This is a genomic window from Gottfriedia sp. NPDC057948, from assembly GCF_042887255.1.
Taxonomy (GTDB): domain Bacteria; phylum Bacillota; class Bacilli; order Bacillales; family Bacillaceae_G; genus Gottfriedia.
Genome location: NZ_JBHVPN010000005.1, coordinates 100,853 through 125,167, shown reverse-complemented (window position 1 = coordinate 125,167; position 24,315 = coordinate 100,853). Strand labels below are relative to the sequence as shown.

Genomic DNA, 24,315 nt, shown 5'->3' with positions numbered 1-24,315 from the left:
TTGAAAAAGCTTGTTTTACAAAAATTGCTTATAAAGAAGGTAAATTGTAAAGACAAAAAGAATATGTCATACGAATGAACAGGGTAAGGAGTGAAATGATTGAATAATCACTTTGATGTAATTATTGTTGGAGCAGGCGCTATGGGAATGGCAGCAGGATATTATTTATCAAAAGGAAATCAGAAAATATTATTAATAGATTCTTTTGATCCACCACATAGTTTTGGTAGCCATCACGGCGATACTAGAATCATTCGTCATGCATATGGAGAAAGTAGAGAATACGTACCTTTAGCATTACGGGCACAAAAATTATGGGAAGAGTTAGAACAATTGTCTGGAAAACAATTATTCTCGAGAACAGGCGTTTTATGTGCTGGTGCACCTGGCTCGACTTTTACGAATGAAGTAATAAATAGTGCAAAAGAATTTTCGTTGCCGCTTGAAATAATGGATTGTAACGCGATCAATGCAAGATGGCCCGGTTTACGTTTACCGAAAGGATTTATAGGTTGTTTAGAAACGTCTTCCGGCATTCTTTTTAGCGAAGAATGTGTTCGGGCGTATAAAGAACTATATATCAAGAAAGGAAATAGTCTTCAAACAAACTCACCTGTTGTGGATATTGAGGTAGGTACTAATAAGACGCAAGTGCGTACAGAGAATGCTGTTTACACAGCGGATAAACTTGTAGTATGTGCAGGCGCATGGTCTGGCAAAATTCTTGAAAAGACAGGTATTCATATACCTGTAAAACCTACGCGTAAAACTGTTGCTTGGTTTGAATGTGATCATCAACTATATGATTCTAGTTCGCTACCAGCTTTTACGATTGATCTAATTGATCGACATTATTACGGCTTTCCAAGTATTCATAATAGCGGACTAAAAATTGGTCGACATGATGGAGGGCAAATTGTAGACCCTGATCAATTTAATCGAGAATTTGGAGAGTTTATTGAAGATGAAACGGATTTGAGAAATTTCTTAAGTGAATATATGCCACTTGCAAATGGTAGATTAGTAAAAGGGAAAACATGCTTATATACAATGACTCCGGACGAACACTTCATCATTGACCAACATCCAGAATACAATAATTTAATCATTGCCACAGGTTTCTCAGGCCATGGCTTTAAGTTTGCAAGCGTTGTAGGCGAGATTATTGCTGACCTAGTAACAAATCAGAAATCTGCTTTTGATTTGAGTATGTTTTCATTAAACCGATTTTTAAACTGCAAATAAAACAGGCAAATCTACAAATAAAATTATGAAAACTGCAAATAAGACATCCGAATCATGTAGAAACGCTGTGAATGGATCAAAAAATAAATGGAATAACACTAAAACAGATTGAGTTACGGTCAAATCAAATGAAAATGGATAAAAACTATAAAAAATCTTTTAAATTAATCTTAAAATAATGATTCGCAAATATTTCACCTAAGTTCAACTTTAATACGAAGTTCACTTTGTGTTCGTCTTTCTCGATGTTGAGTATGTTAGAGTGATTATGATCGATTTCTGAGAGATAGCCAATAAGCTATCTCTTTTATTTTCTACTTACCTTCATCATACTCATCATTCCGTCATCCCCTACACTTAATATTTCAGCAATATTGTGCTAGTAATCCGAAACTTTATCTAGAGATAATTTAAGGTGTAATAATTATAATTTATTAAAAATACTGAAAATTTTGGAAGCGCTTTAGAAACGGTTAAGTAAGTAGTTATTTGATTACTTACTATTTTTTACAATTTTTATATCTGAAAAGTAAAAAAAGGGGGTATTCTTTTGAAGGAAAAAAAATTTATGATGGATGATGCACCGCTTAATAAGTTCCATATTCGTATTACTGGACTTACTTTTGGATCGAATTTTTCGGATGGCTATGCTTTAGGAATTATAGGTATGGCACTTTCGCTACTAGGTCCTCAAATGAAATTAAATTCTGTATGGGAAGGATTAATCGGTAGTTCCGCATTAATCGGACTTTTTTTCGGTAGTCTGTTTCTTGGTGGATTGTCAGATCGCATTGGGAGGCAGAAAATCTATTTAGCAAACTTTATTATTATTACAATCGCATCTGCCCTGCAGTTTTTTGTTCACGATCCATATACGCTTTTTGCATTAAGGATTTTAATCGGTATTGCACTAGGAGGAGATTATGCAGTAGGATCTACTTTACTTGCGGAGTTTGCACCTAGAAAGTATAGAGGTATGTTATTATCATCATTAAACGTTTTATGGACAGTTGGATATGTAGCTTCAAATCTAGTTGGTTATTATTTAGAAAAAACAGGTCCAGATGCATGGCGTTGGATGTTAGTGAGTGCTGCACTTCCTGGTTTAATTGTCTTACTTTTACGTTTTGGCACACCGGAGTCTCCACGTTGGTTATTAAAGATGGGCCGTGTTGAAGAAGCACGTGCTATTGTAAGAAAGTATATTGGTGAAAATGCTGTAATGGATGAAACAGTTGACGTTCATTCTACACATGCATACAAAATGACTGATTTATTCAATAAGCAGCTTTGGAAACGTACAACATTCGGATCACTTTTTTATATGTGTCAAGTAGTTCCATATTTCGCAATCTATACATTCCTACCAACTATTTTAAGTAAATTGGGATTTGAAGAAACATTTGGTGTAGACATGGTTCTAAACCTGTTCCTTCTAGTAGGAGCGTTAGCTGGTGTATGGTGTACTGAAAAGTTAACTCGTAGAGGGTTTACAATTAATACATTTATTATTTTAACGATTTCATTGTTCGCATTAACAGTTTTACCACAAGGTCTCCATACAATCGCAATTATCGTGTTTGCAATCTTTACATTTGTCATGTCAGCAGCTTCTAATTTAACATTAGTGTATCCTGCTGAACTATTTCCTACCGAGGTACGTGGAACTGGAGTTGGCTTGACAACAGCAGTTAGTCGAATTGGTTCAGCTGTTGGTACATTCCTATTACCGATAAGTGTTAGTTCAATGGGAATGGCACCTTCTATGATCGGAATGTCTATTATTCTATTCATTGGTACAATTGTTTCGATCGCTTGGGCACCGGAAACAAAATCACTTTCATTAAATGAAGCTAGTAATCCATTACTTGAAGGCGATCAGCCTGAACCAAATAAACGATCAGTATCAAGTCACTAAACTTAAGATATTCAATGTTAGAGGTGTTTTGATGACAAGGAACGATTTTTTTCAACCAAAAAATATAAAAGAGGTTATTCTTGGAGACCATGAGTTATCAGTTAATGAAGTAATTGCTGTTGCACGATATGGTGCAAAAGTATCATTTACAGAAAACTATTATCTTAGAATAAATAAGTCTCGTAATCTAATTGAAAAGTTTCTTGAAGAAGAAAGAGCGGTTTATGGGGTAACTACAGGATTTGGAAGCAATGTAACTGAAGTTATTTCAAAGGAAGATGCTCATACTCTTCAACGAAATATTGTCCGTTCTCATGCCGTTTCTGTAGGGGAACCACTTGAAAAAGAAGTGGTAAGAGCCATTCAATTAATGGTTTTAAATAATATAGGTCAAGGTTATTCAGGCGTTAGAATAGAAGTGTTAGAGCTAATAGCATCCATACTTAATCATGATATATTGCCGTTTGTACCTGGCGAGGGATCTGTAGCATATTTATCACCTGAGGCTCATATGGCGCTAGTGTTAATGGGAGAGGGAAAAGCTTGGTATAAGGATGATTTATTAAGCGGCCACGAGGCGTTGGAACGGGCCGGTCTAAAACCAGTAACCTTCGAATGTAAAGAAGGACTTGCACTATTAAGCGGTACTACATCAGCCACAGCATTTGCTGTACTCTCGATATATAATGCTATTCAAGCTGTTAAAACAGCAGATATTGCTGGTGCTATGTCACTAGAAGCATTGAAGGGAACGATAAAAGCTTTAGATCCTCGACTGCACTCGGTAAAAAAACATGTGGAACAAGCAAAGACAGCTCGAATCGTTTCAAAAATTCTAGATGGAAGTGAGATTGCGGAACAGTATAAAGACTATCGATTACAAGATGCACTTAGTCTTAGATGTATACCGCAAGTTCATGGGGCGGTTAAGAAGGTATTTAAAAATGCATTGGAAAATATTCATAATGAAATGATGTCTTCTAGTGATAATCCGATTATTTGGCCGGAGGAAGAAGACGGTTTTGCATTAATGGGTGGAAATTTTGATGCTTCCTATGTGGGAATTGATGCAGATACAATTTGTATAGGTATGGCAAACTTAGCAAAAATAACAGAACGTCGTATTGATCGATTAGTAAATTATCATGTAAGTGAACTCCCTAGTTTCTTAGTTGTCAATCCTGGTTTAAATAGCGGCTATATGATTCCGCAATATACCGCAGCAGGATTACTCAATGAAATAAGGGTTCTGTCGCATCCAGCAACGATTGATAATACATCTACATGTGCTAATCAAGAGGATGTTGTTAGCTTTGCTTATTTCGCTGCTAGGAAAGCCTATCAGATTTCAAAAAAACTTGAACATATTTTAGCAATCGAACTAATGGTTGCCACTCAAGCACTAGAATTCCATGATACACTAAAACCGTCACCGGTAACGGAAAGTGTATATCAGTTAATTAGAAATCAAGTTCCAGCAGTTGAAGAGGATCGCTATTTTTATCATGATATTGAAACAATTCGTAATCAAATTCATGATGGAGATATTGTTGAACTTGTTGAAGAGAAAATAGGCGCTATGGAATTATGAAAATTATAAGGGAGCAGTTATACTCTAAGAGTAGGACAGCTTCTTTTTTTATTGTTCAATCATTTTGATACTTACTACCAAACGTTCAACTAAGAAAAATCATAAGCTAAAAAGGGGAAATTAAGATGAATCGAGTTGCTACTCAATCAGCTTTTTCAAATTTGTTACTTTCTGGTACACTCGTCCATATAGGAAATTTTGATGAAGTTCAAAAAACATGTGGCATTAATACTTTTCCAAATATTGTAATGGTGATTTCGATTGATCGCTATCCTGATTTAGCAGTAGAAAACCCAAAGCAGTGGAAACAAGAAATTGGCCATGAACTAATCAATCAAATTGATCAGACGATCGGAGTTTCTTATTTATGGAACTGGGTAGAAGAGGGTGTGCTTGCTCTTCTAATTGAACTAGATGAAGTAGATAGTGAAATCGAGTTCAATAAAAAGATTTATAGTATGGCAGAAGAAATTCAAAATTCATTGGATAAGGTTCAGATTTCAGTTTCAATTGGAATAGGTAAAAAATATAGTGATCCTTATTTGTTATATCACTCTTTTGAAGAGGCTAGAAAGTCAATGTCAGGTCGTTTTTTTCAAGGGAACAAACTGATATTTCATAGCGGTATTAAACCAGTGGAAGAAACTACACTAAGAGCATTATCAACCGAAGACCGTATTGAATTATTAGCACTTGTTCGAATTGGTGATGAAGAAGGTGTAGTCAAGCGATTAAAAAGTTTCCTTGATAAGGTAGCAAATGCATGCCGATTAAATGAAGACGTATTTAAGACTGAAGTAGTCGATTTAATTATGTTAATCTCTAGGGTTGTAGTCGAGTCAGGCGTGAATGCGACACTCATCATGTCAAAAAATGCTCAAATAATTCAAGAACTATATCATATTATTCGCTATGATAAATTCGAAAAAAAGGTTTGTGAATATGCTTACTGGTTAACGCTTCAAATAGCCAATTCATTTATTAATCAGATGACTCCTGTTATTCGTAAAGCAACTAAGTATATTCAAGAAAATCATCAAACTAGTATAACACTAGAAGAAATCGCTCAATATTGTTGCGTAAGTAAATATCATTTCAGTCATCTATTCAAAAAAGAAATGGGTACTAGTGTGATCGATTTTTTAAATAGAATAAGGATTGAAAAATCAATGTTTTATTTAGAAATGACTGATTTAAGTATGCAAGAAATTGCTACACGAATTGGTTTTCAAGATTCAAATTATTTTAGTCGTATATTTAAAAAATACATAAAAAGTAGCCCTTCTGAATATAGGGCTACTAAATATCCACAATTAAATTTAGTGTTAGAAAATTAAAATGTGGATGCAGGGTTTAAGGTTAAGGAGAAGGTTCTAAAAGACGCTTCTTATCCTTAATCCTGCCTTTCTAATCTTGTTGCATAAGGGTAAAGTGGATCTAATAATTGGAATTCATAAGTAATTCCATCGACTTTTCCTACCACCTTTTCACTGTCATAAAGCTCCAACATGAAACCGGCCATTTCTTTTGCAGTATGATATTTTGGTAGAACGCCTTCGAATTTAATGTTTTCTTCTAAATCATAGGATACTTTTGCAAATTCTGTTTCAGTTGCAGCTGGTGCTAATACTTTCGCTTGCATTTTTGCACCTTTTTCTTTTAATTCATGAGCTAGCCCTTCTGTAAAGGCACTTACATAGAATTTTGTCGCACAATATGTGATGGCATTACCAATAATTGTATACCCTCCACCAGATGACACATTGATAACTTGTGTACCTTCGACTGTTGAATAATCGCGTACGTATAGTGAAGTTAAAATCGTTAAAGCTTCAATATTCAAATTAAGCATACTTTCAATTTTTGCTAAATTTTGTTCACCAACAGAAGCGAAATTACCAAAACCTGCATTATTAATCCAAGTTTCAATCTCATATTCTTTAAGTCCTTCATATAAATTATAAGCATTTTTAACAAGAGATAAATCAGCTGCTTTTATAATCACATCAAGATCTGAATTCAATTTACCGATTTCTGATTTTAATTTTTCAAGTTCTTCCGTTCTACGAGCAACGATGATTAAGTTCTTTCCACGTGCGGCAAACGCAAGAGCTGATTCATAACCAATTCCAGAACTAGCACCTGTAATGACAGTATATTTTTTCATCTAAATTCCTCCCAATAATTTGGTTTATACTAAAATTATATTAATTGTGTATCAGTTACGGATTCATTATACTGGTTAGAGTAAACTCTAAGTCAAACTGTTTTTATTTTAGACTAAAAACTGGAGGTACTTATGTATTCAATTGGTGAAGTCGCTCAGATGTTAGGAATAAGCACACATACATTACGTTATTATGAAAAAGAACAAATCATTCTTCCTGATCGAAATGCAAATGGTGAGAGGCTGTATTCTGAATCACACATTCAGTGGTTAAGATTTGTCCTTAAGCTAAAAGAAACGCAAATGCCAGTTAATAAGATTAAAGAGTATGCACATTTATATACAGAAGGTGAGCACACTTCATTGGCTAGGTTGGATTTATTAGTTGAACATAAACAGTCCATTGAACATCAGCTTAAAACATTAGAAGAAACGAATAAAATGTTAGAGCAAAAAATCAATTTTTATAAAGAGGTAATTCAAAATAAAAACATAGTCCATAAATAAAACCTTATTGGGAAAATCCAATAAGGTTATTATTTTTATTCGACTCTTTCCTTTTTTCGAAGACCCGCAAATCCTAATAATCCAAGAAGCCCAAGCCATCCATAATTGAAATGATTATTATTGGTATTGTCAGTAGTATTTAATGTGTTAGTAACAGGTGTAGGCGTTACACTTACATTTCGTCGATAATAATTCCCATCATTATTTACTGGATTATTTACTCCATTATTGGTATTTAACATGTCATTTGTTGTATTTTTTATATTATTTTTAGTATTATAATACCCTTCTTTAACCGTATTTTTTGTGTCATTTACAACGTGGTTTGGATCATTAAAATTATTGTTGAAATCTCTTTTGATATGTTTACCATTATGATCATAGCTTGGTTCTAATTGTGTAGCGTCAGGTCCAGTTGAAGCAGCATGAACATTGGCTGAAATGATAAATGATAATGAAACTGTGCATAATGTAAGACAAATTTTATTCATCTTTAACCCTCCTTCTTTATGCAGTAATATTTTGTGCATCTTTAGAAGGAATATATGTGGGAAAAAAGTCCATTAAATAATTGCGCTAGTTTTATTCGAATTTGCTGAATGATACCAGAAATAACAAAGCGTGGTAATCAATAACAAATCAACAAAGTCCCCTCCATAATACATTAAGACCGCACCATTTTGAACATCATTAAAACCGAAACGGTCTAATGGATTTGAAAAAAGAAACTTCGATAAAATATCATGACCTGCTAATGCGAGTATCATAATTAATGAGCGAAACAAATAGCTGAATTTATGGGAAAACGGTTCAATCGCAATAATTGAGATTGTAAAAAGATATCCGGAAAAAAACAAATGAAGATGAACAAAGTATAACAAAAAGGTACTCTCATGAATTAAGTTAAACACTGTGGAGGTATATAATACCCAAAGTCCTCCGATATTTAAAAGCATTGTTGTAATAGGATGAGTTAATAGTCGAACTGGAGCACTTCTTAAAATACGTGTCACACGCCTTGCATGTTGAGTTTTTAATGTTGTTAATAATAATGTAATCGGTCTAGATAAAGCGATAAAAAATGGAGCGAGCATACCTAGTAACAAATGCATAATCATATGGAAAACAAAAAGGTGATGGCTTAGTTTTGCAATTGGTCCAATAACCGAAACGAATATACAAACAAAACCAGTTACCCATAATATAGAGCGTAATTTTGGCCAGGGCTTTTTTTTATGTTTTTTCGAAGCAACCAAATATCCAACAATAAAAATTAAAATTAATAAAATAATGAGTAGATCAAACGAATAATTATCTCTCAAATTGACAACCTTTATTTCGAGTTTTAAAAATTAGAATGCAACCGATCAATGTCATAATAGAAGCAGTAATATTCCAAGTTAAATCATAGGGCATAATATCGACGTTATATCTAATTTGATGAAGCTTCATCCATTTATGCTGAACTGTTCCGTCATAAAGTTGAAACAAACCTGCTCCGAGTAAAACTCCGCCGATCCATCTTTTAATAAAGAGTGACTTTTTTCTCCTTAAATTCGCAAACATAAATAAGGAGCCAATCGTTGCGAACCAACTAAAAGCATGAAACAGACCATCAGAGATCAGCCCCAAACTTGTTGTTGATTTATCGTAAAAATGATGCCAATGGAGAAGTTGATGGAAAACTGCTTCATCAAAAAATGCCACCAATCCAAGGCCAAATAAAATTCCAGACCATAAATTTAAATAAGAATAATTAGCTGAATTCTCTTGAGTAGTCATAAAGACATCTCCTTTCGAAATGGTATATTTTTCATTTTGCCCCAATTTTATCTGTCAAATCGTAATTAGTAAAAATTACAATTCAACCAAAAACGTTACATGGGAAATATAAAGATTGTGATTGTTTTTAGTTATACAAAACACGGAGGTTATATGGATAAAAAACAAACGCGGAGTTTATGGGCGCTATCTACAGTACCTCTTGTAATGACTTTAGGTAATTCAATGTTGATCCCCGTACTTCCACAATTAGAACAACAATTAAATATATCTGGCCTTAAAGTTTCGATGATTATTACTGTTTATTCAGTTTTTGCAATCATTCTTATCCCTATAGCTGGTTATTTGTCGGATTTATTTGGAAGGAAAAGAGTAATCATTCCAAGTTTAATTATTGCGGGAATTGGAGGAGCCTTAGCCGGCTTTGTTTGTTGGAAATTAGAAAATCCTTACGCTTGGTTAATTGTTGGGAGAATCATTCAGGGGATTGGTTCTGCTGGGGCAATGCCCGTTGTTATTCCGTGTGTGGGAGATATGTTTAAGGATGAAAATGAAGTGAGTAAAGGATTAGGCTTAGTTGAGACATCGAATACTTTTGGAAAAGTACTAAGTCCAATACTTGGTTCAGTATTAGCAGCGGTTGTTTGGTATTTACCATTTTTATCAATACCGTTCCTTTGCTTAATTTCAATTATTTTAATATTAATTTTTGTAAAACCACCAAAACAACCTATGAGGTCAAAAAGAAAAGATAAAAGAAAGAAAAAATTTAAAATGTTTATTAGATCAATTCGAAAAATATTTCGAAATAATGGCAAATGGCTTTATACGATATTTATACTAGGTGCGATTATCATGTTCATATTATTTGGTATGCTTTTTTATTTATCAAAAATATTAGAAAAACGCTATCACATAATTGGCATATGGAAAGGATGTGTGTTAGCGATCCCACTCGCTGCTTTATCATACACATCTTATAAGACTGGTAAAAAAATTGGAAATCAAAAAAATGCAATGAAAAAATACATTGTCATCGGATTTATCTTAATAAGTATTTCTTTTATCCTGCCGATAATCAATAAAGATATATATATGATTATCACGAGTTTATTGATTAGTGGGATTGGAATCGGAATGTCTTTACCAAGCTTAGATGCATTAATAACAGAGGGGATTGAGAAGGAACAAAGAGGGACTATTACTTCTCTTTATAGTTCTTTACGGTTTGTGGGGGTAGCAGCGGGACCTCCAGCTTTTGCCTATTTAATGAGTAAACCAGATAATTATATGATGTATTTTTCCATAATTTTAGGAGTTCTTGGTCTTATATTGTCAATTAAATATATTAAGCCTAACGAAGATTCAGAAACCGCTAAATCCACTTAAAACAAATCTAGAAATGGCGGAGACTTAAACATAACCGAAACTACAAAATGTTTTCCAGTTCCAGAATTTCCTAATATGCCGAATGAACATAGCCCAGGTTTATATGATTTAAATAATTAAATTTAAAAACTCCTTACAAAGTAGGGAGTTTTAAATTTACCTGTATATTTGCTGACTAAGTAACGCTATTTTTTAAACATATCGTCCATAATCAGGTTTGGCGATTGTGTTGAAGTTTTTAACTAAGTAGTCTAATTTCTCATTTAAATCGTCTTCTAGCAATGGAAAGCCGTGACCTGTTATTGCTCTTTTAGGGTGTAAAGCCTGCAGTTTTTTTACAGAATTCAATGCTGCCTCCCAATCTGTCGTCAAATATCTAGGTGGACCATTTATTTCTCTTGGTTGAGTTAGAACGGAATAAATAGAGTCCTGTTTAACATTAACAAAGGCGTCTCCAGCAATCAATAATTGATCATCATTTCTAAAAAGTGAAATATGTCCAGGTGAATGACCCGGTGTGTGGATCCATTGCCAATTTGGCATTTCAGGTACAGAACCATCTGCAGGAAGAACATGGATATATTCTCCTAAATTAATTCCTTCGTTTGGGAACAATGGAGATAACTTTGCTATTAATCCACCTTCAACAGTGCCATCTGGTTCTGGGTAATTCTTTTCTCCTGTTAAATATGGTAACTCTTTTTCATGTGCATAAACAGGAATATTGAATTTTTTTATTAAGTCAAAGATTGCCCCGATATGATCAAAATGTCCATGAGTAAGGATGATTGCTTTTAATTTGTGTTTTTCACCGAATCGTTTTTTAGCTAATTCCATAATATTATCAAATGATTTTGGCATACCGGCATCAATTAATACCCACTCATTTGATAAATTAGGATTACCGTATAAGCAAAAATTCACAATTTGATTTGTTTCATAAAATAAATCATTCGCTAATTCCATCCCATTACCACTCGATATCGATGTAATAGGCATATAATGAAATTCCTTATTCATTTTTTGTAAATCATCTGAGTTATTCATACGATCCTCCATTTAAGACTTATGTTGATTAACTTTTTTAGTCTTCTTTTCTAAGAGTTTTTTATTCTGATGGAGATAAAAAGCAAATTGAATTAAACCCATTCATTTAACAAAAGCTAATTATAAAAATAAAAAAGGTAGTGAATATATGCATACAGTTTGGAAAGGTACAATCAGCATGGGACTAGTTACAATCCCTGTAAAGTTGTTTTCAGCAGTTGAGGATAAGGATTTAAAGTTTCGTCAATATCATAAGGATTGTAAAACACCGATCTCTTATAAAAAAGTGGCTAGTTGTGACGATGAAGTTACTCCCGAAGAAATTATTAAAGTATTTGAAACACCAAATGGTAGAGTTGTGGAAATTACAGAAGAGGAAATGAATAAATTAAAAGAAGAATTTGAACTAAAAACTGTATCAATCATTGATTTTGTCAAACTAGCAGAAATTGATCCAGTGTATTTTGATCGAACTTATTATATTGGTCCGGATTCTGGTGGAACAAAGGCATATGCTTTACTTTCGGAAATATTGAAGAAAAGTAAGAAAATCGGTCTTGCAAAAATTACAATTCGTAGCAAACAGCATTTAGCTGCTATTCGTCCATATAAAAATGCGATTATTCTTGAAACATTACATTTTCCAGATGAGATTAGAGCAATTGAAAATCTGCCAGGTGGTGTTCCTGAAAAGGCTGGATTGGCGGAGCGTGAACTACAGGCTGGTATGATGCTAGTTGAACAGCTAACGACAACGTTTAATCCAGAAAACTATACCGATACTTATCGTACAGCTTTAGAGCAATTAATTTCGGAAAAAGTTAATAAAAATGATTATATCGCGACAGGGCAGGAGAAACCGGCAGAACAAAAAAATGTTGTTGATTTAATGTCTGCACTACAAGCGAGTATCGATCGAACAAAAGGACAAGCAACACCTCCGAAAAAGCCTAAAACTAAAGCGCCTAAAAAAGCAACGAGTTAAATAGGAGGTAGTAATGGAGCTAGATCCAATTTTTCCTTTTGAGCCTATTTCTTCAGATATTGTACCAAATGGTCCTGAATGGATTTCGCAAATAAAATGGGACGGTGTTAGAATCCTAACCTATTTTGATGGGAAAGAAGTTAAATTATTTAACCGGAAATTAAATGATCGTACAAATATTTTTCCAGAGCTAACAAATATAAAATCCTATTCGACTGCTCAATCAATCATTTTAGACGGGGAGGTCATCGCTCTCGATCAAAATGGCAATCCATCGTTTCATGAGGTAATGCGAAGGGATGGAATTAGACGCATGGATCGGGTTGATTCCGCTATAGAAGCTGTACCTATTTACTATATGATTTTTGATATTCTTTTTTACAATGGAAAATGGGTTACGCAATTATCTCTCCAAGAGAGACAAAATTTATTAGTAGAAGAAATCCAACCTAATAATCAAATTCAGTTAGTTCCAAATAATACTGATGGAGTTGCTTTATTTGAAGTTGCGAAACAACATAACTTAGAAGGTATCGTATGTAAAAATTTAAAAAGTAAATACTTGGTCAATGGTAAGCACAATGCGTGGCAAAAAGTAAAAAATTATAAGGACGTTATTGCTGTAATCGGTGGGGTAACGTATCGTTCTGGAATTGTTAATTCTATTTTAGTAGGACTTTATAACGAAAATAATCAACTCGTGTTTATTGGACATGTTGGAACAGGAAAATTAACGAAAACAGAATGGAAAGACCTAACTACAGTCATTAATACGATAAAAATAGAAAACAATCCATTCAGTAGCCAACCAAAAAGAATAAAGGAAATTCAATGGATTCAACCATTGTTAACTGTAAAAGTTCAATTCATTGAATGGACAGAAGGTCATTCATTAAGACAACCAAGTATCCAAGCTTTTATCGAAAAAGATCCTAAAGAATGTACTCTTACAGATTAGGGGATTTTGATATGAATCATTATTTTTTTCAAAAACGTAATAAAATTTATACAGGCAATTTCTTTATTTTAGGTTTCAATATAAAAGAAGAATCCTTTTTAGTAGGACTTAAAAAAGAAAATGATATTTTGCAAATGGGGTCCTTCTCAAATGGACTTAGTGAGGAAGAAAAGGGGATATTGATTAAAGCAATCGAAGCAAATAAAAAAAGCAAAAAAGGTAATATAAAATTTGTAGAGCCTGGGATTTGTATTGAACTTGAGTTTCAAAGTATAGAAGACAAAGACAATCAATTAACAAATGCAAAATTTATATCCTTTCAATTAAAGCATGCATGGAATGAATGTACTTGGGATGGCTTACTATTAGGTAATCTTGATTTGGAGGAAGAATTAACGCTTACCAGTCCTGAAAAAGTAATATGGAAGGATCCATATATAAATAAAGAGAGCTTTGTTTCGTATTTAGCTCAAATATCAACATATATGCTTCCATTTCTAAAAAATCGTTTATTAACATCGATTCGTTTTCCAAATGGAATAGACGGTGAATCTTTTTTTCAAAAAAACTGTCCAGATTATGCTCCGGGTTTTATTAAAACCGAAGAACATGAGGGAAATAATTTTATTATCTGTAATGATGTATCTACATTGCTATGGTTAGGAAATCAATTAGCGATCGAATACCATATTCCTTTTCAAACATATAAAGCCAATAACCCGATTGAAATCGTATTCGATTTAGATCCACCTAATACAGATGCATTTCCTTTAGCAATAAAAGCCGCATTGGAAATGAAATTAATCTTTGATTCTTTTCAAATAAAAAGCTACCCAAAGGTATCAGGAAGTAAAGGAATTCAAATTCATATTCCGATTAAAGAAAATTCTCTTACCTATGATGAAACAAGAGTATTTACATCTTTTATTGCACATTATTTAATTGAAAAGTTTCCAGATGATTTTACGATTGAAAGATTTAAAAAAAATCGAGGGAATCGTCTTTATATTGATTATGTACAACATGCAAAAGGAAAAACCATTATTTCCCCATACTCTACAAGGGGAAAGGAAAAACCAACAGTTGCAACGCCTCTATTTTGGGATGAGGTAGATGATCAATTAAAAATTGAAACTTTTACAATCCCGTTTGTACTAAAGCGGTTAGAAAATAGTTCTTGTCCAATGAATGATTATTTTGATCAAGAAAACAATTCTTTAATTGACTTAATTTCAAAAATTAAGGAAAACGAATCAAAGTAAAAACTCCCTAATTATATTGAATAAGGGAGTTTTTTTATTTTCTATATTTCAATGATTATTGGTAAAATCATCGGTTTTCTCTTTGTTTTCGTAAATAAAAATTGTCCAAGAGACCTTTTAATATTTTGCTTCATAACTCCCCATTGGAGTTTGTTTTCATCAAGTAATTCGTTTATGGATGATGTGACGATTTGGTTTACTTCCTTCAATAAACTTTCTGAATCACGCGCATAGACAAATCCTCTTGAAATTGTATCAGGACCTGATATTATTTTTCTTTCCATTTTATTAATGGTGATGACGATTACAAGCATGCCATCTTCAGCAAGTTGTTTTCGATCTCTAAGAACAATGTTACCAACATCTCCTATACCCATTCCATCAACATAAATATTTCCTGCTGGAATTCTTCGGCTTTGAATTGCTTCTGATTGTAGTATATCGACTACATCACCATTTTTAATAATAAAAATATTATTTCGTTTAACACCAACAGATTCAGCAAGTGAACGATGATGGTGAAGCATTCTGTACTCACCATGAATCGGAATGAAATATTTTGGCTTCATTAATGTAAGCATGAGCTTAAGCTCCTCTTGATAAGCATGACCAGAAACATGCATTCCAGTCGAGCTTCCTGACCCATAAATGACATTTGCTCCGAGATTGTAAAAATTATCGATAATTTTAGAAACGCCGCGTTCATTACCAGGAATAGGTGAAGCAGCTAAAATTACAGTATCACCAGGATAAATGTCAACTCCTCTAAAGGTGGAGCTAGCTAGTCGAGCAAGTGCTGCAAGGGGTTCACCTTGACTACCTGTGCATAAAATTGTAATTGCTTCAGGTGCGAAATTATTAATTTCATCTTTATCAATTAACATACCTTCAGGGATTGATAAATATCCTTGCTCCATCGCAACCTGAACAACATTCACCATGCTTCTACCTAGTAGAGCTAATTTCCGATTTGTGATAATCGATGCATCAACTATTTGTTGAACGCGATGTACATTCGAAGCAAATGTTGAAATAATGACCCTTTGTTTTGCCTTCATAAAAGCATCTACTATATGCTCTCCAACAATCCGTTCGGATGGTGTAGAACCTGGCCGTTCAGCGTTTGTGCTCTCTGATAAAAGTAATAAAACACCTTTGCTACCTATTTCGGCCATTTTATGAATATCTGGATATTGATTGTTAACAGGAGTTAAATCAAATTTAAAATCTCCAGTATGTACTACAGTGCCTTCCGGCGTTTCAAATACGATACCTAAACAATCAGGTATACTATGATTTGTCTTGAAAAATGAAATCGAAAAATGTTCAAATTTAATAACTGAATCGGAATCGATTAAAATTAGTTCAGTTTCCCCTAATAATCCATGCTCTTTTAATTTAAGCTCAATTAGTCCAAGCGTTAATCTCGTTGCATAGACTGGAATATTTAATTGTTTCAAGAGATAAGGGATTCCACCAATATGGTCTTCATGACCGTGCGTAACAAATAAGCCTTTAATCTTTTCTTGATTTTCCTTTAGATACGTAATATCTGGAATGATTAAATCAACACCTAATAAACTCTCATCAGGAAACTTAGAACCGCAGTCTATTAGAATAATTTCTTTTAAGTATTGAATAGCATACATATTTTTTCCAATTTCATTAATACCACCTAAGGCAAAGACCGATAGCATACTTTTTGTTGGACTCAAAATCGTATTCCTCCTAGTACATTGAAAAGTATAAACATTTCCCTTAAAGAAATTGCCATATATTTCTTAGTATGTACGTATGCATTAAAATCATTCAATCGTGGTTTTGTATAAAAAAATGAGCCGCGGTATTAACCGAGCTCATTTTTGGATCATTCTTCGAAATAATTTTTAAATGGTTTTTTAGGTGTATGTGTTTCGTTACGATAATAAGGATTATCCACAATAGAATCTTTAGGATCCAAATTTGTTTTTATAACTAATGACGGTCCCGTTGTACCATGTTCAGCAATAATCCGATCGTTTAATTCATTAAAATCAGGAAGTTTTTTATTCCCTGGTTGTAATGGTTCAGACATAAAACCACCTCCTGACAATAGGATGGTTTCTCCAAGGAAAATTATGTATTTGAGTAAGAAAAAAGAAGAACTTAAATAAGAATCAAAGGATGTGTACTTAATTTTGCAATGTACATACTGATTAAAGAGTTAGGTCAACTAAAAAGGGTGGAATTAGGAATGACAGTAATAGAGAAATTAGCAAGTTCTTTAGGTCGTAGAGATGAGGAGCCTAATATTGAATTAGCGATTCAAATTGTGGATCATAATGATGAAAATGCTGTAAAAGAGCTGATCGAAAATCTTACCAACAAAAATAAAAACATCCAGAATGATTGCATAAAAGTTTTATATGAAATCGGTGATCGCAAACCATCTTTAATATCTGATTATACTAATGAATTGTTTTCTCTTTTAGAAAGTAGAAATAATAGGATTCAATGGGGAGCAATGACTGCTTTAAACAGTATTACAAGTGACGTTCCTGAAATAATCTATTCAAATATCCAAAAAATCATTGTTGCAGGTGACAATGGTTCAGTCATTACTAAAGATCAAGTTGTAAATATCCTTATAAAATTATGTTCCATTAAGCCATATGCTGAAGAGTCATTTAATTTGCTTATTAATCAATTAGTTAAAAGTCCAACTAACCAACTCCCGATGTATGCGGAAAGATCGATGTCTATTATTAATGAAGAAAATAAAAATTTATTTATTGAGACACTAACTTCTAGGTTGGAAGAAATTGAAAAAGAAACAAAAAGAAAACGAATCGAAATGGTCATAAAAAAAATTAGGTAAGAATGATGAATTTGAATCAAACAAAATGTGTACTTTTGGTAAAAGTTCTAGAATGAAAGAAAATTACCTTTAATCAAAGTATTAGAGTAGGACTAAATGAATTTAACAGTTTCACAAGATTATAGTTTTAATAAGTCAATGGAGAAAGTATGGCATGCACTTACGGATGAGAAAACTCTTTCGAAATGGGTACTACCTAATGATATTAAACTTGTCATTAGACATAAATTTAACTTTCGATTGGAGCAAAGTTTTTAGATAACATCGATAAAAGCGAACGGATCAGTTTAGAGCTGGTCCGTTTTTTTAGATTGATTATTAGGATATTGTAATAGGAAAGAAAATCACTTGCGATAAAAATCGACAGGATTTCTAGTTTTATTTTTGTTTCCCTATCTTTTTTTGAAGAAAATGTTCGAATTATAAAAAAACTTTTATTTGATAAAATTTATGAAATCTAAAATTCTGTCAAATCTCATTATAATAAAACTATCAAAAGAGAGAGGAAGATGGGGGAAATGAAAAAGAGAATCAAAAAAAATGTTACGACCCTAGCAGTAACAACTGGTCTTGTAACTAGCGTATTTAATCCAATTTCTATTCAACACAGCGTACATGCACAATCAACGTCAAAAGTTGAACAAGTTTTATCGGCTCTTACACCAGCACAACGTGAGGCGATTAAACAATTAAAAGTTAGTGACAAAGAAGGACTTCAAGTATCTCCTGATTTGGATTTAACAAGTGAAAAGTCAACTTCTGTAATTGTTGAATTTAAAGACAAGCCAGCAAATACAGCAGTTATGGTTGCAGAAGCTGATGGAACAACGCTATCAAAAGCAGATGCACAAGCGAAAGTAGACGCTTCACATGACACATTCCAATCAGATTTAAAAACGATTTTTAGTAAAGAGTTAAAAGAAAAGAAAAATCCTTATAATATTAAGCGTTCTTACAAAAAAGCTTTTAATGGGGTTTCAATGACACTCCCAGCTAATAAAGTAAAATCATTGCTTAAATCAAGTGCAGTACAAGCTGTATGGAGTGATTTACAAGTTCAGCTAGATGATCCAACTACTAAAGAACTAGGGGCTACTGAACAACAATCTTCAACTCATACGATGGTAACATTCCCTGGTGTTGAAAAGCTTCATGCAGAAGGCTTCACAGGAAAAGGTGTAAAAGTTGGTATTATTGATACTGGTATTGATTATAATCACCCAGATTTAAAAGGTGCTTTTAAAGGCGGATACGATTTCGTTGATAATGACAATGCCCCCATGGAAACAACGTATGCGGATTGGAAGAAATCTGGTCAACCTGAATCTAATGGTGAAGCTTATTATACTGAGCATGGAACGCATGTAGCTGGGATTATTGCTGGACAAGGTAAGAATAATGCAGACTACTCAGTAACAGGAGTTGCCCCAGACGCTGATATATACGCTTATCGTGTTCTTGGTCCATATGGATCTGGTCAAACTTCAGCAATTTTAGCTGGAATTGACAAAGCAGTTTCAGACGGAATGGATATCATTAGTATGTCACTTGGAGCAAACTACAACGATCCATTATATCCAACAGCAATAGCGGTTAATAATGCGGTACTTTCTGGAGCAACAGCAGTTGTTGCAGCAGGAAACTCAGGAAATAAAATGTATACATTAGGTACTCCAGGGAATTCACCTTTGGCAATTACAGTTGGAGCAAGTGATACTGCGAATACGATTCCAAGCTATTCAGCAACAGTGAAATCATCAACTGGTGATTTACCAGCTAATCTGAAAGTTGCAGCACAAGGACTTTCTGATAATATTGCGGATTTCCAAGGAAAAACGTATCAAATGGTAAATGTTGCAACCGGGGCTGAAACTGCATACTTTAAAAGAGATTCAAACGGTAACTATACAATTCCAATCGACGTTAAAGGAAAAATTGTCATTGCACAACGCGGTAGCTTAGGTATTGAAGAGATTGCTAAACGAGCGAAATCTCACGGAGCAATTGCTGTTGTATTAGTGAATACATCTGGAGATTCATTACAAGATGTATTTTTAGGAAACGTATATGGATATATTCCAACATTTTTAATAGGCAGCGTACAAGGTACGAATATACAAATTAAAATTCCTTCAAATGAAGCAAATAAAGGAAAGACAGTCGATTTTACATTTGGCAATATGAGCCAAACTGTGACGACAGGTAATAAATTAGCTAACTTTAGTTCAAGAGGTCCTTCTCGTGTGTTATACGATATTAAACCAGAAGTAACAGCACCAGGAGTGTCTGTATTCTCAACTGTACCTTCTTTTATGCATAAAGATGATAATGGTAATCCATTAACTGATTATCAATATGCGTATGAACGTTTGTCTGGCACATCGATGGCAACACCGAATGTATCAGGTGTTGCAGCATTATTAAAACAAGCTCACCCAGATATGACGCCTGCAGATATTAAGGCGACACTTATGAATACAGCAGATCCATTAAATGATAAATATAGTGTATATGAAGTTGGTGCAGGTCTAGTAAATCCTTACAAAGCTGTTCATGCTGGGACAGAAATTCAAGTGAAAGACAAGACGAAAACATTAAGCAGTGATGCTAAAGATGCGGGTAGTGCTACTCTTGCAAGTAAAGGAATTAAAACAATTAAAAACATTACTGGAGCTTTAAGCTTTGGCGAACAAGCTGTTGATGGTAAGGATCTATCAGATTCTCGTTCAATGACTTTATTTAATAAAGGCTCTGAAGATAAAACATTTGATGTAAAAGTTCAATTCCAAACATTGGATGCACGTTTTACAAATGACTCTAGAGCAGACCAAGATGCTACTGCGAATGGAGTTACATTAGATGTTAAATCATCTATAAAAGTAAAACGATATAGCAGTGCGAATATGGATGCAACAATCAACGTTCCTAAGAGTGCTAAACTGGGTACTTATGAAGGGTATGTAGTGTACACAAATCAAAAGAACCCTGATGAAACGTATAAAGTACCGTTTGCCATTCATACAGTTGATGAAGGAATTGATTATGTGAAAGGAGATCCAGCTGCTTTCACTTTACCGTATGAAGCAGGAAGCAATGCAACAAAGTGGTCAATTGGCGTGGACTTTAAATTAAAATCTCACATGCGTACGTTTGATTTCTTCCTTGTCGATCCAAAAACAAACGAAGAAATCGGTTACTTAGGCACAGCGGATGGAATGGGTGCAGATGAGGGAATACAGTATTATTTCCGAGGTGTATTAAACAATGGTCAATATTATCCATTAACAGGAAACCCGGATAGCCCAATTACATTTGATTATAAGGAAATTGACCCAGGATTATGGAAAATACGAATGGTTGGTACAAATGATAAAGGTGTAACCTTTACTAATGACGCTCCAGTTTATTATGGAGTAAAAGAGCCAAAGGTTACAATGAACTACGAGGCAGGTCAAATCGTTGAAACTGCTAATGCAACTGACAAAACAGTTACAGTAACAGGTGCTGCATTTGATAAAGACATAGCTGAAATGCAAGCAGCAGGTATTGATGCTTCACAAGGCGAAAATAAAATGTATTATTACAATCCAAATAATTCGAATGAAATTAATATTCCTGTAGACCAAAACGGAAACTTTAATTCGACGATTCCATTAGCTACAGCTGGCCCAATATCGTTACCAATTACAGAGTATGATTTCTATGACAGAGATAAATCAACTGTAGAAAATTATGGAAGTTTTAAAGACGTATACTTTGTGAAAAAAGGTACTGCTTATTCTACAGCAATTGCCGAACAACAAAGAATCAACATGGGAGATTCAACTACAGTTACGTTCTCAACAAAAAACATCGCAACGAAAGTGAAAAAAGCTGAATACTCATTCTTATATCCAGTTCAGTTCCTAGATGTTGTGAATGTTAAGCCGCATGGAACTTATAATGGAAACTTAGATGTTCAATATACAACTACATCCTTTAACAGTTCATACAATAAAATGACGATCACAGCAACAGCGCTTGGTGATCTTGCGACTACGGGAATTACTGGAGATACTTCTTTAGTAGACCTAACGTTTAAAGCAAAAGACAAATATTACAAAGGTCCAATGCAGTTTGAAGATCCTGCAGGTGCAACTAGATTCTTTAAAGCAGTTTATACAAATGTAGATAATAGTACAGTAACAACGCAAGGTATTCAACCGTATTTCTATATTACTCCTACTTATTCCCTTATGAGAGGAGCGGTTCTGGCAGAAGGATTAGTTTCTGGAATTGGCACTGCTGGAGAAATTCTTGCGAAAAATATTGATTATAATAAAGCGGGAACAAAAATTAGTGTGAAAGATTCCGATGGAAAAGAGTATGGAGTATCTGATCCTTTAGGATATAGTAATATCGGACCAAATGCTTTTAATACTAGACTACCGATTACAGATGAGCCATTTACATTGTCAATTGACGTACCAGGACATTTCACATTCAAGAAGGACTTTACAGTTGGTATTAAAGAAGACGGTAAAGTTACTGCAGGATCTAAACCAGTTGATTATAGTTATATCCCTGGTGGAGATGTTAATAAAGATAATGTAATTGATGTGAAGGATGCTCTATATATCCAAACATATTGGGGTACAAATAAACGTGATGCAGATATCAACTATGATGGTGTAGTTGATGAGAAAGATATGCAGTACGTAATTAATAACAACTTAATGCAAAACCCATGGGATGACAATGCTGGTAAACCTGTTAAGAAATATAAAGGTGAAACTTTAGATGATGTTTTAACGGACCTTGGATTAGAGTAATTGAATAATAGTTTTATAGTAATATCGGTAACGACAATAGTTGTTACCGATTTTTTTATTCCCTTTTAGAAAGGAGAGTTTTAAATTAATTAAGCATTTAGCCACTAATTAAAAAGAGTTTTTTTATGTGAAACTTATTTTTTATTATTAGGCACATAATCAATCCTTCATTCATAATACTACGATAAAGGCTTTTTTATCGGGTTGGTGGTTTATATGGGAGGCGAATCAAAAGCAATAGTGGGCTCTGTGATTGTATCAATTGGAACAATTATAGCTGCAATTGGTTCTACGCCGTCCAATTATATAAAAAGTAGTGTTCGAGATGACTTATCTCTAATCGGAAACGTTTTGCAGGCTACAGGAAATGGTATTGATGCTGAAGCAGAGGGGACAGTACTTAGAGCAGTTGGAAAAGAAACTACAGCAAGTGGGAATATTACTGTTACCTCAGGACTTGTATTTGACATTCCAAAAGAAGCATCCTACAAATTATTCATTGCAGGTAACTTGTTACAAGCTTTAGGGTTAGGCGTTAATGTTGGAGAAGCGATAGAGCTTGAACCATTTCCTGGTCAATCCGAAAGTATTGTAGGAAGCATAACACAAATTATAGGAAACACCTTACAAGCATTTGGATGGTCAGAGGCACTATTTGAACTTAAAGAAGAAAATAAACAAAAAAATATTGGCTTTTATGAAGGCTATCTTAGAAAAAGTAATGGCCAATCAGAATCCGAAACAATAGTAGCGACGGGAAGCTGGATCCAAGCAATTGGTTCTGTTATTTCAGTGATTGGAGCAATAAAAGAAGTAGAAGAGGCCACTTAAGTGGGAAGAGAGCATGACGAATTTAAATATAGACTAAAAGCGGGGAGAAAGTATTCCCGCTATTTTGTTTCTAGAGATTTCCGTAATTATGTTAAAATGCATTAAAAGTAGCAAACTAAGGATATTTATAGAAGAGTTTTTATATAAATTACATAAATTAAATAAAAAATCTTTTTGACCCGTATCTTTTTATACTGATTGAACGTTTATAGGTTAGAGAGTGTTTATAAAGGAGTGAACATGAATGTCTAGTAAGCTTAGTCTACACAGTGTCGAAAAGGGAAATCCGGATAAAAAGTCTGATGAATTCTATTGGAAGGAGTACTATCCTAAACTGCAACGCTATTGTCGTTTTCTAGCCCAAAATGAATGGGACGGTGACGATATCGCTCAGGAAGCTTTTTTAAAAGCAATAAAATACTATACGAATGAAAAAATGAACTCGGCTTTATTAAATAAAATAGCTTACAATCATTGGATCGATACTTTAAGAAAAAGAAAAGAAGAAACAGCAATTCCTGATTTTGAGCTTTCCCAATTTGCAGCTAATCATCCAGTTGATCATAAAATCACTAGTGTGGAACTCTTACTAAAACATTTTACTCCAAAACAAGCAATTATCTTTTTTCTAAAAGAGGCATTTCAATTTAAATCTAAGGAAATTGCAGATATCTTAGGAACAACAGAAATAGCCATAAAATCTAGCCTGCATCGAGCGAAAAAGCGTTTAGATAAAACGAACAGTGAAGGGGAATCCTTTTCTGTTGAAGATTTTTGGAATGAGGAAGAACGCGAGAAGCTTGAAGAAATTTTTCATATCGCTTTAGAAGCGCAAGATCCTACGGTATTAATTCAAGCGATTCCTTCCTTAGAGCGTATTGTTGAAAGTCCTAAAATGGTATTCCGTAATTTCGAGTCAACTCGAACTCAATCTCCTTCAAGCACTCTCTGTATGGCTGCATAGC

Annotated in this window: 21 protein-coding genes and 1 pseudogene; 15 read left to right on the top strand and 7 right to left on the bottom strand. The window is 33.8% G+C overall.

Annotated features, from left to right (window positions below):
• The first annotated feature begins 99 nt into the window (after window positions 1-99).
• The 4 genes from solA (at window position 100) to ACFVRR_RS10960 (ending at window position 6,091) form a co-directional block, all read left to right on the top strand.
• Entirely contained in the window at window positions 100-1,245 is a 1,146-nt protein-coding gene (gene solA / locus ACFVRR_RS10975) for an N-methyl-L-tryptophan oxidase (protein WP_387328116.1), read from the top strand.
• A 550-nt stretch (window positions 1,246-1,795) separates the two neighbouring features.
• A complete protein-coding gene (locus ACFVRR_RS10970; RefSeq protein ID WP_387328113.1) occupies window positions 1,796-3,163 on the top strand; it encodes an MFS transporter in 1,368 nt (455 codons plus the stop codon).
• Between the two features lie 31 nt (window positions 3,164-3,194).
• Entirely contained in the window at window positions 3,195-4,754 is a 1,560-nt protein-coding gene (gene hutH, locus ACFVRR_RS10965; protein ID WP_387328110.1) for a histidine ammonia-lyase, read from the top strand.
• Window positions 4,755-4,879: 125 nt separating this feature from the next.
• Window positions 4,880-6,091, top strand: a complete 1,212-nt coding sequence (locus ACFVRR_RS10960) for a helix-turn-helix domain-containing protein (RefSeq protein ID WP_387328107.1) — start codon at window positions 4,880-4,882, stop codon at window positions 6,089-6,091.
• Window positions 6,092-6,147: 56 nt separating this feature from the next.
• Here ACFVRR_RS10960 and ACFVRR_RS10955 read toward each other — a convergent pair whose 3' ends face one another.
• Window positions 6,148-6,921 carry an SDR family NAD(P)-dependent oxidoreductase gene (locus ACFVRR_RS10955; protein ID WP_387328104.1) on the bottom strand — a complete coding sequence of 258 codons (774 nt, stop codon included), beginning with the start codon at window positions 6,919-6,921 and terminating at the stop codon, window positions 6,148-6,150.
• Window positions 6,922-7,053: 132 nt separating this feature from the next.
• Here ACFVRR_RS10955 and ACFVRR_RS10950 point away from each other — a divergent pair, with 132 nt between their 5' ends.
• Window positions 7,054-7,428, top strand: coding sequence for a MerR family transcriptional regulator (locus tag ACFVRR_RS10950; protein WP_387328101.1), 375 nt, complete (start codon window positions 7,054-7,056; stop codon window positions 7,426-7,428).
• Window positions 7,429-7,463: 35 nt separating this feature from the next.
• Here ACFVRR_RS10950 and ACFVRR_RS10945 read toward each other — a convergent pair whose 3' ends face one another.
• From ACFVRR_RS10945 to ACFVRR_RS10935, 3 genes are all read right to left on the bottom strand, one after another.
• On the bottom strand, window positions 7,464-7,919 hold the full coding sequence (locus ACFVRR_RS10945; protein ID WP_387328098.1) for a WGxxGxxG family protein: 456 nt from the start codon (window positions 7,917-7,919) through the stop codon (window positions 7,464-7,466).
• Between the two features lie 72 nt (window positions 7,920-7,991).
• Complete coding sequence (locus tag ACFVRR_RS10940) at window positions 7,992-8,750, bottom strand: cytochrome c oxidase assembly protein (RefSeq protein ID WP_387328095.1); 759 nt, start codon at window positions 8,748-8,750, stop codon at window positions 7,992-7,994.
• The gene (locus ACFVRR_RS10935) at window positions 8,740-9,210 is read right to left on the bottom strand and encodes a DUF2243 domain-containing protein (RefSeq protein ID WP_387328093.1); all 471 of its coding nucleotides are present in this window, start codon (window positions 9,208-9,210) and stop codon (window positions 8,740-8,742) included. The genes ACFVRR_RS10940 and ACFVRR_RS10935 overlap by 11 nt, the downstream gene beginning before the upstream one ends.
• Window positions 9,211-9,363: 153 nt before the next feature.
• On the opposite strand from ACFVRR_RS10935, the gene ACFVRR_RS10930 reads away from it, so the two are divergent.
• Both ACFVRR_RS10930 and ACFVRR_RS10925 read left to right on the top strand, forming a co-directional pair.
• On the top strand, window positions 9,364-10,599 hold the full coding sequence (locus tag ACFVRR_RS10930; protein ID WP_387328090.1) for an MFS transporter: 1,236 nt from the start codon (window positions 9,364-9,366) through the stop codon (window positions 10,597-10,599).
• A 6-nt stretch (window positions 10,600-10,605) separates the two neighbouring features.
• Window positions 10,606-10,719, top strand: a pseudogene (locus ACFVRR_RS10925) (manganese catalase family protein); the annotation flags it as partial.
• Window positions 10,720-10,791: 72 nt separating this feature from the next.
• On the opposite strand, the gene ACFVRR_RS10920 reads toward ACFVRR_RS10925, so the two are convergent.
• The gene (locus tag ACFVRR_RS10920) at window positions 10,792-11,646 is read right to left on the bottom strand and encodes an MBL fold metallo-hydrolase (protein WP_387328087.1); all 855 of its coding nucleotides are present in this window, start codon (window positions 11,644-11,646) and stop codon (window positions 10,792-10,794) included.
• 148 nt (window positions 11,647-11,794) lie between these two features.
• On the opposite strand from ACFVRR_RS10920, the gene ku reads away from it, so the two are divergent.
• From ku to ligD (ACFVRR_RS10905), 3 genes are read left to right on the top strand one after another with little or no spacing between them, the layout of a single operon-like run.
• On the top strand, window positions 11,795-12,631 hold the full coding sequence (gene ku / locus ACFVRR_RS10915; protein WP_387328083.1) for a non-homologous end joining protein Ku: 837 nt from the start codon (window positions 11,795-11,797) through the stop codon (window positions 12,629-12,631).
• A gap of 13 nt (window positions 12,632-12,644) precedes the next feature.
• Window positions 12,645-13,589 (top strand): non-homologous end-joining DNA ligase, encoded by a 945-nt coding sequence (gene ligD, locus ACFVRR_RS10910; protein ID WP_387328080.1) that lies wholly within the window; start codon window positions 12,645-12,647, stop codon window positions 13,587-13,589.
• An 11-nt stretch (window positions 13,590-13,600) separates the two neighbouring features.
• Window positions 13,601-14,851, top strand: a complete 1,251-nt coding sequence (gene ligD, locus ACFVRR_RS10905; RefSeq protein WP_387328075.1) for a DNA ligase D — start codon at window positions 13,601-13,603, stop codon at window positions 14,849-14,851.
• 41 nt (window positions 14,852-14,892) lie between these two features.
• Here the strand turns inward: ligD (ACFVRR_RS10905) and ACFVRR_RS10900 are convergent, their stop codons facing one another.
• Window positions 14,893-16,566 carry a ribonuclease J gene (locus tag ACFVRR_RS10900; RefSeq protein WP_387328072.1) on the bottom strand — a complete coding sequence of 558 codons (1,674 nt, stop codon included), beginning with the start codon at window positions 16,564-16,566 and terminating at the stop codon, window positions 14,893-14,895.
• A 152-nt stretch (window positions 16,567-16,718) separates the two neighbouring features.
• A complete protein-coding gene (locus ACFVRR_RS10895) occupies window positions 16,719-16,925 on the bottom strand; it encodes a hypothetical protein (protein ID WP_387328069.1) in 207 nt (68 codons plus the stop codon).
• A gap of 159 nt (window positions 16,926-17,084) precedes the next feature.
• Between ACFVRR_RS10895 and ACFVRR_RS10890 the strand changes: the two genes are divergently transcribed.
• The 5 genes from ACFVRR_RS10890 to ACFVRR_RS10870 all read left to right on the top strand — a co-directional run bounded on the left by ACFVRR_RS10890 (window position 17,085) and on the right by ACFVRR_RS10870 (window position 24,314).
• Window positions 17,085-17,708: a HEAT repeat domain-containing protein gene (locus tag ACFVRR_RS10890; RefSeq protein ID WP_387328066.1), complete on the top strand. Its 624-nt coding sequence runs from the start codon at window positions 17,085-17,087 to the stop codon at window positions 17,706-17,708.
• 96 nt (window positions 17,709-17,804) lie between these two features.
• A complete protein-coding gene (locus tag ACFVRR_RS10885) occupies window positions 17,805-17,966 on the top strand; it encodes a hypothetical protein (RefSeq protein ID WP_387328063.1) in 162 nt (53 codons plus the stop codon).
• Between the two features lie 260 nt (window positions 17,967-18,226).
• Window positions 18,227-22,519 (top strand): S8 family serine peptidase, encoded by a 4,293-nt coding sequence (locus tag ACFVRR_RS10880; RefSeq protein ID WP_387328060.1) that lies wholly within the window; start codon window positions 18,227-18,229, stop codon window positions 22,517-22,519.
• A 216-nt stretch (window positions 22,520-22,735) separates the two neighbouring features.
• Window positions 22,736-23,350 carry a DUF6944 family repetitive protein gene (locus ACFVRR_RS10875; RefSeq protein ID WP_387328057.1) on the top strand — a complete coding sequence of 205 codons (615 nt, stop codon included), beginning with the start codon at window positions 22,736-22,738 and terminating at the stop codon, window positions 23,348-23,350.
• Window positions 23,351-23,594: 244 nt separating this feature from the next.
• Window positions 23,595-24,314, top strand: a complete 720-nt coding sequence (locus ACFVRR_RS10870) for a sigma-70 family RNA polymerase sigma factor (RefSeq protein WP_387328054.1) — start codon at window positions 23,595-23,597, stop codon at window positions 24,312-24,314.
• Window position 24,315 lies beyond the last annotated feature (1 nt).